A 12,024-nucleotide genomic window follows, 5' to 3' on the forward strand; every position below is an offset into this window, starting at 1 on the left:
CCATGTCCTGGCGTGACCTGCGCGAGTTCATCCGGGCGCTCGAGGCAGTGGGTGAGCTGAAGCGTGTCGCGGTCCCGGTGGACCCGCGGCTCGAGATCACCGAAATCTGCGATCGCACGCTGCGAGCCGGCGGGCCGGCGCTGCTGTTCGAGAATCCGAAGGGTTCGAGGATCCCGCTGCTCGGCAACCTGTTCGGCACCCAGTTGCGGGTGGTGCGCGGCATGGGCCGCGACGATACGCGCAGCCTGCGCGAGATCGGCGAGCTGCTGGCGTTCCTGCGCCAGCCCGACCCGCCGCGCGGCATGCGCGATGCGTGGAACCAGTTGCCGGTGTTCCGCCAGGTGCTTGCGATGGCGCCGAAGGTGGTCTCGCGTGGCGAGTGCCAGCAGAACATCATCGAGCGCGACGACGTCGATCTCTCGATGCTGCCGATACAGACTTGCTGGCCCGAGGACGTCGCCCCGCTGGTGACCTGGCCGCTGGTGATCACGCGCGGGCCGCTGAAGGAACGCCAGAACCTCGGCATCTACCGCATGCAACTGATCGGCAGGAACCGCCTGATCATGCGCTGGCTGTCGCACCGTGGTGGCGCGCTCGATTTCCAGGAATGGAAGCAGCGTCATCCGGGTGAACCGTTTCCGGTCGCCGTCGCGCTCGGTGCCGACCCCGCGACGATCCTCGGTGCGGTCACGCCGGTGCCCGATACGCTGTCGGAATACGCGTTTGCCGGGCTGCTGCGCGGCGCGAAGACGCTGCTGGTCGACGCCTCGGTCGGCAGGCTGCAGGTGCCCGCGAACGCCGAGATCGTGCTCGAAGGCCATATCTACCCCGACGACATGGCAGCGGAAGGACCGTTCGGCGACCACACCGGCTACTACAACGAAGTCGAGCGCTTCCCGGTGTTCACGGTCGAACGCCTGCTGCACCGTGACGATCCGATCTACCACAGCACCTACACCGGACGTCCGCCGGACGAACCGGCGGTGCTTGGCGCGGCGCTGAACGAGGTATTCGTACCGTTGCTGCAGCGGCAGTTCCCCGAGATCACGGATTTCTACCTGCCGCCCGAAGGGTGCTCGTACCGCCTGGCGGTCATCACGATGAAGAAGCAGTACCCGGGGCACGCCAAGCGCGTGATGATGGCGGCCTGGTCGTTCCTGCGCCAGTTCATGTATACGAAGTTCCTGATCGTCACCGACGACGATGTGAACGCGCGCGACTGGAAGGACGTGATCTGGGCCATGACCACGCGCATGGACCCGGTACGCGATACGCTGCTGATCGACCATACGCCGATCGATTACCTCGACTTTGCCTCGCCGGTCGCGGGCCTCGGCGGCAAGGTCGGCTTCGACGCCACCCGCAAGCTGCCGGGTGAAACCAGTCGCGAGTGGGGTCGTCCGATCGCCATGGATGCGGCCGTGAAGCAACGTGTCGACGCCCTGTGGGATTCGCTCGGCATATCCTGAGGCAACGGCGCGTGTGGGACCCGGTAACCTCGATCGACTCTCTCCCGGATAGGGCAGGCGTACCCATGAAGTGCCAGTGGATCCGGTGGCTGTTCGCCGCGCTCGTCGTGACGTGCGGGGCGAACAGCGGCTTCGCTGCCGCCGGGCGCGAGGACATCGCAGCGGCACCACCGGTCACCGGCATCCGGATCGGTGGCACCCCGGTGCTGGTGTTCGACCACACGCGGGACAAGCAGGCTGCGAACAACATCCCCGACGGACAGATCGCTGCCTGGAAGAGTCGTGACGGCACGATCAATCTGACGATTCCGCACTTCCAGAATTACCGGATGCGGGGACCCACGCTGGATCGGCTCGAGATCGACCCGTCGCCGACGTACGATTCGCTGGCGCGTTCTTCGGAAACGCCGGAGCAGGACTACGACTACCACCACTGGATCCTTTCGCCGTACACGCAGGATGGCGCCACCGTGTACGCACTCGCGCACAGCGAGTGGTACGCGTGTCTGGTCAACGCCGACTGCGCGACCACCGTGCCGGCCACGGCGAACAATTCCGGCAGCTACCAGCTCAACAGCTGGGCCAACGTCGTTTCGCTGTTCGCCTCGACGGATGGCGGCGCCACGTGGGCACTGCACGGACAGCGCAAGGATCACGTCGTCGCGATGGAAGCCTTCACGTGGACCGGTTCCAGCGAACTCTCCGAGGCGGTCTATCGTGTCGCATCGAATGCATCGGGCATGCAATCACCGAGCCGGATCATCCGGGAAGGGGGGTACTACTACGCGATAGGCTGGCTGGTCCACCGTGACTTTGCGCGTATCGACGCTGCAACTGGGGTGGCACCGGTGGACAAGTACGGCTGGGTGCTCATGAGGACCCGGGACATCTCGTCGCCCGGATCATGGGAAGGATGGGAATCGGGAACGCGATTCAGCCCCCTGTCGCTGCACCGCTACGCGGCATTCATGCCGAAGCAGAACGGGCGTGCCCTGAACGCAGCCAATCCCCAGATCGTCTACGACACAGCGGCGCAGCAATACATCGCAGTCTTCGCTGTCTATGGAGACGCACAGAAGGGAGCCTACTACACCACCACGCCATCGCTGGCCGCCCCGTCCTGGTCCGAGGCCAGGCTGATCGAAGGCAGTACGGCGCTCGCGCTGGATCCCCGTTCTGCAAAGCCGGCCGCCGCGTGCAACCGCGGCTTCATTCCGGTGAACTATCCCTCGCTGCTCGATCCGGACTCGCCGGGGTTCAATTTCGAGTACACGGGGGGCAATCTCTGGCTGTTCTACGTCGTCAACCCGGCCAGGGCGTGCGGAGGCGACAACATGGCCAGGGATCTGTACCGGGTGCGCTTGCTGGTTTCCAGGCAGGATCGGTAACGCTAGACCCGGGTCCGCGATCAGTGCCGCGGTGCGCCCGCCTCCAGTTGCGCCAGCAACTGCGCCAGTGCGGGATCGTTCGGCGTGCGCTCCAGTGCATCGCGCGCGACGGCCAGCGCTTCGGCCGGGTTGCCGCTGTCGAGCAAAGCCACCGCATGGACGTAGGCGTAGCGTGGGTTGTCGGGCGCGAGGCTCGCTGCTTCCGCCAGCAGCACCAGCGCCGCCGCGCGTTTGCCCTGCCTGACCGCGAGCAGGCCGAGCGCGTGCTTCAGGTCGGCCGAATCGGGCGCAAGGCGCAGGCCCTCGTGCAGCAGCGGCTCCACCTCGCCGTCGCGAGCGCTGGCGCGGTACAGGTCGGCGAGGTTGATGCGCGCCGGCACGAAGCCGGGGTCCATCCGCAGCGCCTGCTGCAGGCTGCTTTCCGCTGCGGCGACGTCGCCGCGCGCCAGATCGATCAGCGCCAGGTTGAGGTGCGATTCGGGCCGATCGAGGTGGATCGTCTCGCTGGCGACGAGTTCCTGCACGACCGCGTCGCGCCGTGCCCGCTCACTGCTGTCGAGCCGTTCGTCGGGAATGCCGACGGCAATCCGCGCGGCCTCGATGCGCACTGCCCGCATCGGGTCGTTCAGCCGCGCCAGCAGCAACCGTTGCTGCTCTTCTGCGGGCAACAGGCGCGAGGCCTGCACCGCGGCCAGCCGCACCAGCGGCTCGCGGTCGATCGCCGCTGCCTGCAGCTTTTGACGTGTCGCCGGACCGGGGTAGTCGGCCAGCGCGGCGATCGCGGTGGCACGCACGATCGGTGAGGCGTCGGGGTGATCCAGCAGCGCCAGCAGTGGCGTGCCGCCGTCGCGGCGATGTTCGCGTGCCGCCGTCAGCGCCGCCGCGACGGGCGCGTGCTCCCGGCCCGGTTCGCCCACCCACGCGTGTACCTGTGCCGCTGCCCAGCTCGCCGGTCGGTCCTGATGGCAGCCGTTGCACGCGTTCGGTGTTCCCAGCGTTTCGCTCAGGTCCGGGCGCGGCAGGCGGAAACTGTGGTCGCGGCGGAAGTCGACGCCCATATACGTCTTGCCGGCCATATGGCAATCCACGCACAGGCTGCCCTTGCTGCCGGCCTCATGATGGTGGTGAGCGGGCGTGTCGAAGCTCGCCGGCGCGTGGCACTGCGTGCAGAGCGCGTTGCCGCTGCGCCGGAGCTTGCCGCTGTGTGGCTGGTGGCAGTCCTGACAGATCACGCCGGCGCGGTACATGCGGCTCTGCAGAAAGGAGCCGTACTCGAATACCTCGCCGTCGATCTGGCCGTCGGCGCTGTAGAGTCCGGGTTCGAGCAGGCTCGGCACCGTCTGGTCGAGCAGCGGCACCGCGGCGCTCAACGGGTTGGCGATCTCGCGGCGGCGGCTGTGGCAGGCGAAGCAGGGTTCCATCGCCGCGCGACGATCGGCGCCAGTCCAGCGCGCGATGCGCTGATCCGGTGTTGTGAACGCCCACTCACCGGCCGCGGCGCGGGATACCGTCAGTCCCTTGTCTGCGGCGCCATCCTGGTGGCCCTGCTTTGCCCACTCCACATGGTTCGAACCCGGGCCGTGGCACGCCTCGCAGGCCACGGCGATATCGGTCCAGCGCGTGTCGAAACGCCCCTCGTGCGCGTCGTAGCGCTTTTGCAGGTTCGTCGAATGGCAGCTTGCGCACATGAAGTTCCAGTTCTGGTCGCGCCCGGTCCAGTGCAGGCTTTCGCCCGGCTGCGGCGCCTGTCCGGCATAGAGGTGGAACCAGCGTTCGCCCCCTTCGTCGCGACTGCGGCTGTCCCACGCGAACGGCAGCGCCTGCAGCCGGCCCTGGCCGACGTCGACCAGGTACTGCTGCAGCGGGTACCAGCCGAAGGTGTAGCGAACCTCGAAATCTCCCGGCGTGCCGTCGGCGCCTTCGGTATGGACGAAGCGCTTGCCGTCGCGGCTGAAGAAGCGGGCCTCGTGCTGCCGGTCACGCAGCGTGGCACCGGAGAAGTCACCGCGCACGGTGTCGTCCCCGACCTCGAGCATGGCGTGCGCGTGGTCGGATTGCTGCCACTCCTGTGCTGCGGCGGTATGGCAGCCGCTACAGGCCCCGGCGCCGACGTAGTGAGCGCTCACAGGCACAGGCGGCGCGGTCGGCGGCGAGACTTGCTCTGCTTGTTCGGCTTGCTCTGCTTTCCCGGCTTGCTGGTTGCCGTCGTCCGGATGCCAGCGCGGGCCGTTGCTGATCAGCAGGAACGTGAGCAGCAGGGCCATCGCGCCGATGGCCGGCAGGAAGCGGAAGCGAAACGCCGCCGATGCCGGCGCGGCGGCGGGTGGGGCTGTGGTGACCGGGCGCTTCCTGGACGGCATCGCAAATCCGCAGACTCAGGGGTTGAGCATGGGCGGCAGGGTAACAGCCTTTGGCGGTCGTTGGCGTGCGAGTCGCCGTCGCGCCCGGATCAGTTGGCGAGCCAGCGTGCTGCCGTGCCAGCGCGGGGCGGTGTCTGCGCCGTACAGCGCGGCGTCGAGCTCGGCCAGCGCAGTGGCCAGCGCGGGCGACGGTGCCCTCGCGAGCAGCCAGTCGTTCAGGCCCGGTGCCGGCGCGGCGCAGTCGTCGAGCCAGCGTTGCAGCGCGCTGCGGGCCCCGGGGCCATCATCGCGGCGGCAGGCGTGAATCGCGCGCCGGAACAACCACCACTCCGCGGCCCGTGCCGCCTGCACCCGCGCCGCAACCCGTGCCAGCAGCCGGCGCACGCGATCTCGCCAGCGCCAGAGCAGCCAGCACGGCAGGGCCACCGCGAGCACTGGTGCGGCGCGGCGCAGCAGTACCCGCAGCGGATGGTCGGCCGGAGCCAGTCCTGCCGCCACCGCAGGCAGCGCAAACACAGGAGCCGTGTGCTGCAGCCCCACGTCCAGTCTCAGCGCCGGCAGCTCGGCCTGGCGCAGCGCTCGGGTCCCCAGATCCCACCACGCGATGCGCACGGCGGGCAATTCATGGCTGCCGGGCTGCTCGAATACCCAGGTCGCGGACCGTTCGTAACGCAACAGCGGGCGCGAGGCGGCGTCGCTGCGCGTCTCGCGGCTGCGTGGCGGATCCAGGTACAGGCGCAGCCCAGGCCTTTGGACCCAGATCGCGGACGGCAGCCCGGCGTTCGCGGCGTCGGTCTCGAGCACGATGGTACGTCGCAGCGCATCGCCCACGCCGAGCGCGCCTTGCGGGCGTTCGATCCGCTCGAGCAGACTCAGCCGGTGTGCCGCGATGAACGGATCGAGCCCGGCGGCAGCGGCAGGCACCGTGACCCGCACCGGCGCGCGCAGCCGCCCACGCACCGTCAGGTCGATCGCCTTTCGGTCTTCGGGGCCGGCGTAGCGGATCGGTATCGCGAGTTCCGGCAGCCGCAACTCGCCCGGATTCAGCGGCTGGATCCGGTAGCGGCGACGCAGCCCCGCCCACGTGCCGTCAGCGATTGCCTCGGACAGGTTTTCCGCCGAGCCGCGGACCAGCTCTGCGGTTGCGCCGGGCAGTTCGATGCTTTCGGGAAAGCGCGGCGCAGCCAGGAACCAGGTCGGAACCAGCACGTCGACCTGCAGCTCGAGCTCCGTGCCGAGCTCGACCGTCCCGGAGGGGGTGATCTGCACACGAACAATCGGGGTTTCACCGGCAGGCGGCGTGTTTGGCGGGGATGTGCTTCCCGGAGCGGACGAAGCGAAGAAAAAGGCCCAGATCACGACCAGCCACCGCATCAGGCGCCTTGACCAACGAGCGTCGAAGCAGAATTCGCACAGCGTATCAGGGTGTGATGCCTCGCCTGTTCCGGGGGGCGTTTGCCGCAGGGATGCGGCAATCGAGCCTACAGGGATGTATTCACGGCGTCCCACCGGAGCATGCGAGGCAGCACGCCATACGCAGCGCCTGGGAGCATTTCCGGTACGGTGCCCGGGTGATGGTCGTTCGAGGGTGGCGCTCACGGCGGCTCTGCCTTGGCGTCACGTTCGACCTGCCGTATTTCCTGCGCAAAGCGCCGCTTCAGGAAGCCGGCCGGACTGAGCTGGATGCGATCGAGCCACAGGCGCGTGATCTCCGCCTCCCCGAGCACACGACGCCGCACCGGCTTGCGCCCTTTGCGCTTCTCCCCGGCCGGGTCCGGGGCGTCCGCGTCGCCCTCGTCGTCGAGCGCTTCGTCGGCGTCTTCATCATCGGGTATCAGCGCCGCGACCAGCGCCCGGTTGCCGAGCGCCTCGGCCCATGCCGGACGCGCGGCCAGCGCCTGGTCGTACGCGGCAACGGCCTCCGCATAACGCTGCAGATGCGCCAGCGCATTGCCGAGGTTGTAGCGGCCTTCGGGTGTGGGCGCCGTCGCGAAGGCATCCGCGGCAGCAGCGAAGTCGCCAGCCCGGTACAGCGCGATGCCGCGCCACAGCGGATCGGCGAACGCATCCGCCGCGGCGCCGAAGTGCCGGTGCTCGAAATGCCAGCGCCCCTGCTGGTCGCGGCTCAGCCAGAGGTCGGTGAAACCGTGCGGCGTACGCGGGCCGGGCTCCGCAGCCCACGTGGGAGCGCCCCGCCAGCCCGCAGCGAGCAGCAGGCACAGCACGAGCGCGTGGTTCCAGCGCAGCGTCCAGCCCGGACGGAACGAGAGCAGCAGCAGCGCTGCAGCCGGCAGCACCAGCCAGAACCCCTCGTCGCGCCAGCGCACCCCGGGGTCTGCCGCCAGCGCTTCGCGCATATGGCGCTGGATGCGTGCCTCCAGCGCGTCGAGGTCACGGTCGTCGGCGGTGGCCGAAGCCAGCCACAGCCCACCGGCAGCGGCCGCCTCGAGCCCGGCACGCCCCAGCCCGACCAGCAGCGGCGTGCCGTCCGCGGCGCCGAGGTAGCTGCCGTCGGCCTGACGCAGCGGCGCCGGTTCATCGCCGCCGAAGGCGAGCAGCAGGGGTTCGCTGCGCGTGTGCCGGGCGAAGGACACGAAATCGCGCGCCTCGGCGACGTCGAAACCGTCGGTAAGGAACAGGATGCTGCCCGGGGTGGGTTCGCGCTCGAGCATGCGCGCGGCGAGTGCGAGCGCGTCGGCGATCGCCTTCGGCGCCCCTGCTCCGGCAGCGGGCAGCAGCCCGGTGCTCAGATCCGGCACGTAGGCGAGCAGCAGCGCCGGATCGTCTCCGAGTGGGAGCACCCGGTGGGCGCTGCTGCCGAACACCAGCAGCGCGGTGCGCGCCCCGTGCCGGCGCTCGAGCAGCGAGCGCAGCTTCAGCTTCGCGCGCTCCAGGCGCGTCGGTGACACGTCGACGGCGTCCATCGACGGCGACAGGTCGAGCGCCACCACCAGCGGTGCGCGGTCTTCCAGCAGCGGCATCGGCTCGCGCTGCCAGCTCGGTCCGGCCAGCCCGCTGCAGCCGAGCGCGATCGCGAGCAGCAGGCTGTGGATCGGCCGCAGCCCGCGGCGTCTGCCGCCGCCGACGGTGAGTGCTGCGAGCAGGTGCGGGTCGATGCGCGCGCGCCACGCCGCCAGCCGACGCGTGCCCTCGTGCCAGGTGGCGAGCCAGAGCAGCGGCAGCAGCGGCGCCAGCCCCCACAGCGCCCAGGGTCGCAGGAAGTGGAAGTCGGCCGGCAGCCAGGCGCCGTTCATGGTGCCTCCCGTACAGGCGGCGCCGACCGGCGCTCCACCCGATTGCGCAACACGGCGACGAGCGCGCCGAACAGCTGCCAGCCGAGCAGCAGGCCGAGCGCGGCGGCCAGCGGCCACGGGTAGAGCGGTCGTTGCGGACGCCACGACAGCGTCGCGAAGTTCTGCTGCTCCAGTGCGTCCAGCGCGCGGTACACCGCCTCCAGGCTGCGGCGGTCTTCGGCGCGGTACGCCCGCCCGCCGCTGAGGCGGGCGATCTCCGCCAGCGTGTCCAGATCGACCCGGTCCTCGCCGACCGCCTGTGGATCGCCGATCGCGATGGTGTGCACACCGATGCCCGCGCGCGCGGCGAAGCCGGCCGCCTTCAGCGGCGGCACCCGGCTGCCGGTGTCGACGCCGTCGGACAGCAGGATCGCGACCCTGGCGGGCGCCGTGCTGCCCTCGAACATGCGGATCGCGAGCCCGAGTGCATCACCGATCATGGTGCGGCCACCGGCCATGCCGGGTTCGGCCTGTGCGAGCAGCTCGCGCACGGTATCGTGTTCCAGCGTGAACGGTGCCTGCACATAGGGTTCCTGGCCGAAGAACAGCAGCCCGATGCGATCACCGCTGCGCCGCGCGATGAACTCGTCGAGCACCTCGCGCACCGCCGCCATGCGGCTGGCTGGCTGGCCCTGTCGGTCCACGTAATCGCGCGCGCGCATCGACGGCGAGATGTCCACCGCCAGCAGCAGGTCGCGCGCCGGCTGGATGCGCGTCAGCGGTGGCTCGACCCGCACCGGGCGCGCCAGCGCCAGCAACAGCAGACACCATGCCAGCGTCAGCACGACCGTCTGCGCGATGCCCGCAGGCACCACCACGGCGCCGGGCCCGGCCGAGCGTCCGCTTCCCTGTACGGCGAGGTCGAAGAACGCGATGCGCAGCGCCGGGCGACGCTGCCGATACGCCGGCAGCCGGTGGAACAGCAGAGGCAGCGGCAGCGCGAGCAGCACCCACGGCGACAGCCATTCGATCTGTGCCAGCAGCGCGCGTGGGTCGAGCGTGTGGAAGTCGAACCCGTTCATCGGCGCTGCGCCCGAGGTGCGCCGCTGCGGTGAGCGAGGATCCACTGGCGCGAAGCCGCGATCAGCGCGGCGCGTTGCTCCGCATCGCAGCGGCAGCTTGCACGGTAAGCGGCGTCGAACAGCAGCGCGCAGAGCGGATCGGCAAAACCCGGTGCACCGCTGGTGCAGAGGAACGCACGCCACGCCTCACCGTGGAGCGTGGCCACGGCGTCGCGCGGGAACGCGACCAGCGCGGTGCGCTTCAGCAGCGCGGAGAGTTCGGCGATCGCGGGCGGCGCATCGAGTGCCGCCGCCAGGTGCTCGAGCTGCACCAGTGCTTCGCGCCGGTAGCGGTCGTGGCGGTAGCGCTGCCACCGACGCCAGCCAAGCCACGCCAGTGCGCCGAGCAGCGCGACCGCCAGCAGGACCCAGCCCGGCCCCTGCGGCGGCAGCCACGGCATGGGTGGCGGCAGCGCCAGATCCTGCAGCCCGGCCAGCGGGTCGACGGCAGGGCCGGCGATCGCCGGTCCGGTCTCAGCGGGCATGGACCTGCATTCCGGGATCGACGGCGAGCGCGCGTTGCAGTTGTGTGGCAACGTCTGCGTCGGTGACGAGCGCGAGCATCGGCACGCCCAGCTCGTCACGCCAGCGCTCGATGCGGTGGCGGTGGGTCGCGGCGATCGCGGCCAGGCGTTCGCGTTCGGCGGTGTCCCCGGCGCGCAGCGCGAGCTGCAGTGCCCCGTTGCTGACCACGTACTGGCCGTGTTCGGGCCATGATTGCGCGCCACGATCCCACACCGGCAGCGCGAGCAGTTCGTGGTGGCGCGCGAGCCGTGCGATCAGCGCATCGCTCGGCGTGCCGGCGCCGTCGAAGTCCGACAGCAGTACGATCAGATGGCCGGGTGACAGGCCCTGCAGCAGTCGGCCGAGTACCTGGTCGAGCATCGCGGGCAGCGGTGGCCGTGCCGATTCGGCGTGCAAGGCCTGGTTGCAGCGCGCGATCTCGCCGAGCACGCGCAGCCATCCGGTGCGCCCGCGGTGCGGGGTGAAGAAGCGTGCGTCGTGGTCGTCGAAGACCAGCGCCCCGACGCGATCGCCGCCGCGGCGCAGTGACCAGCCGAGCAGCGCTGTCGCTTCGGCCGCGACCACCGATTTCATCGCGCAGCGGGTAGCGAAGAACATGTTCTGGCGCTGGTCGACCACCAGCACCACCGGGCGGTCGCGCTCTTCGGCGTGGACCCTGATGTGCGGCTGCCCGGTGCGCGCGCTGACGCGCCAGTCGATGGCGCGCACGTCGTCGCCCGGCAGGTAGTGGCGCATCTCGAGGAAATCGAGGCCGCGTCCGCGCATGCGCGAACCGTGACGTCCGCTCAGCAGGCTGTGCAGCGGGCGGTGTGGCGCTGCGGCGCTCATCAGGTGGCGATGCTCGAGTGCCACCAGCTCGGCCAGTTCCACGTGGACACCGCGCAGCCCGGTGCCGTCCTTGCCGTGCGCAACGGTGGCGGGTGTCGTGGAGCGCCTGCGGAGCATCGGGTTCAGGCGACGGCGACCCGCTGCAGCAGCGTGCCGATGACCCGATCGGCGTCGACGCCGCCCGCGTGGGCTTCGTAGCTGAGGATCACGCGGTGGCGCAGGCAATCGAGCGCCACCGCGCGCACATCGTCCGGGCTCACGTGATCGCGGCCCATCAGCCAGGCGCGCGCACGTGCCACCCGGTCCAGCGCGATCGCGCCGCGCGGGCTGGATCCGACCTGCAGCCAGCCGGCGAGGTCGTCGCCGTAGGCGCCGGGGTGGCGCGAGGCGTGGATCAGGTCGACCAGGTAGCGATCGATCGCCGGTGCCACATGGATGGCGTGCACCATGCGCCGCGCCGCGAACACGACCTCCGCCGGCAGCGGTGCCGGCCCGCGCGCCGTGGCGTGCGTGCCGTCCGGGTTTTCCTCGCTGCGCACCAGGCGCAGCATCGCCGTCTCGGCGTCGGTATCGGGGTAGCCGACGCGCAGCTTCATCAGGAAACGGTCCATCTGCGCTTCCGGCAGCGGGTAGGTACCTTCCTGCTCGATCGGATTCTGTGTGGCCAGCACCATGAACAGCGGCGGCAGCGCGTGGGTGGTGCCGGCCACAGTGACCTGGCGCTCCTCCATCGCCTCGAGCAGTGCCGCCTGTACCTTGGCCGGTGCGCGGTTGATCTCGTCTGCCAGCACCAGGTCGGCGAAGACCGGGCCGGGAACGAAGCGGAACTCGTCGCGTTCGCCTTCGTGGTGGTAGATCTCGCTGCCGGTGATGTCGGCCGGCAGCAGGTCCGGCGTGAACTGGATGCGCGAAAGCCGTGCCGACAGGTGGTTCGCGAGGCTGCGCACGGCGCGCGTCTTCGCCAGCCCCGGCAACCCCTCGACCAGCAGGTGCCCGTTCGCCAGCAGGCCCAGGATCAGCCGCTCGACCAGCGCCGGCTGGCCGAGCACCTCGCGGTTCAGACGCTGCTGCAGTTCGAGGATGGCGCTGCGCGGGTCCAT

The 12,024-nt window shown here is 70.1% G+C and carries 9 protein-coding genes; 2 read left to right on the forward strand and 7 right to left on the reverse strand.

All coding sequences use genetic code 11. The features are described from left to right. Positions 1-2 precede the first annotated feature (2 nt). Both ubiD and H7A12_10650 read left to right on the forward strand, forming a co-directional pair. A complete protein-coding gene (gene ubiD, locus H7A12_10645; GenBank protein ID MCP5321269.1) occupies positions 3-1,469 on the forward strand; it encodes a 4-hydroxy-3-polyprenylbenzoate decarboxylase in 1,467 nt (488 codons plus the stop codon). Positions 1,470-1,534: 65 nt separating this feature from the next. Continuing rightward, complete coding sequence (locus H7A12_10650) at positions 1,535-2,857, forward strand: hypothetical protein (protein ID MCP5321270.1); 1,323 nt, start codon at positions 1,535-1,537, stop codon at positions 2,855-2,857. A 20-nt stretch (positions 2,858-2,877) separates the two neighbouring features. Here the strand turns inward: H7A12_10650 and H7A12_10655 are convergent, their stop codons facing one another. From H7A12_10655 to H7A12_10685, 7 genes are all read right to left on the reverse strand, one after another. After that, complete coding sequence (locus H7A12_10655) at positions 2,878-5,217, reverse strand: tetratricopeptide repeat protein (protein ID MCP5321271.1); 2,340 nt, start codon at positions 5,215-5,217, stop codon at positions 2,878-2,880. A 15-nt stretch (positions 5,218-5,232) separates the two neighbouring features. Next, entirely contained in the window at positions 5,233-6,486 is a 1,254-nt protein-coding gene (locus H7A12_10660; protein MCP5321272.1) for a BatD family protein, read from the reverse strand. A gap of 326 nt (positions 6,487-6,812) precedes the next feature. Next, positions 6,813-8,471 (reverse strand): VWA domain-containing protein, encoded by a 1,659-nt coding sequence (locus tag H7A12_10665; GenBank protein ID MCP5321273.1) that lies wholly within the window; start codon positions 8,469-8,471, stop codon positions 6,813-6,815. Then, entirely contained in the window at positions 8,468-9,490 is a 1,023-nt protein-coding gene (locus tag H7A12_10670) for a VWA domain-containing protein (protein MCP5321274.1), read from the reverse strand. Before H7A12_10670 ends, H7A12_10665 begins: the two co-directional genes overlap by 4 nt. A 38-nt stretch (positions 9,491-9,528) precedes the next feature. Continuing rightward, positions 9,529-10,056, reverse strand: a complete 528-nt coding sequence (locus H7A12_10675; protein ID MCP5321275.1) for a DUF4381 domain-containing protein — start codon at positions 10,054-10,056, stop codon at positions 9,529-9,531. Then, entirely contained in the window at positions 10,046-11,041 is a 996-nt protein-coding gene (locus tag H7A12_10680; protein MCP5321276.1) for a DUF58 domain-containing protein, read from the reverse strand. Before H7A12_10680 ends, H7A12_10675 begins: the two co-directional genes overlap by 11 nt. A 5-nt stretch (positions 11,042-11,046) precedes the next feature. After that, positions 11,047-12,024, reverse strand: coding sequence for an AAA family ATPase (locus H7A12_10685; GenBank protein MCP5321277.1), 978 nt, complete (start codon positions 12,022-12,024; stop codon positions 11,047-11,049).

Source organism: Pseudomonadales bacterium, from assembly GCA_024234165.1.
GTDB lineage: Bacteria > Pseudomonadota > Gammaproteobacteria > Pseudomonadales > UBA5518 > UBA5518.

Coding starts and splice junctions, on each gene's coding strand:
- H7A12_10685 (MCP5321277.1), bottom strand. CDS start 12,024: ATGGACCCGCGCAGCGCCATCCTCGAACTGCAGCAGCGTCTGAACCGC.
- H7A12_10650 (MCP5321270.1), top strand. CDS start 1,535: ATGAAGTGCCAGTGGATCCGGTGGCTGTTCGCCGCGCTCGTCGTGACG.
- H7A12_10680 (MCP5321276.1), bottom strand. CDS start 11,041: ATGCTCCGCAGGCGCTCCACGACACCCGCCACCGTTGCGCACGGCAAG.
- H7A12_10655 (MCP5321271.1), bottom strand. CDS start 5,217: ATGCCGTCCAGGAAGCGCCCGGTCACCACAGCCCCACCCGCCGCCGCG.
- ubiD (MCP5321269.1), top strand. CDS start 3: ATGTCCTGGCGTGACCTGCGCGAGTTCATCCGGGCGCTCGAGGCAGTG.
- H7A12_10665 (MCP5321273.1), bottom strand. CDS start 8,471: ATGAACGGCGCCTGGCTGCCGGCCGACTTCCACTTCCTGCGACCCTGG.
- H7A12_10675 (MCP5321275.1), bottom strand. CDS start 10,056: ATGCCCGCTGAGACCGGACCGGCGATCGCCGGCCCTGCCGTCGACCCG.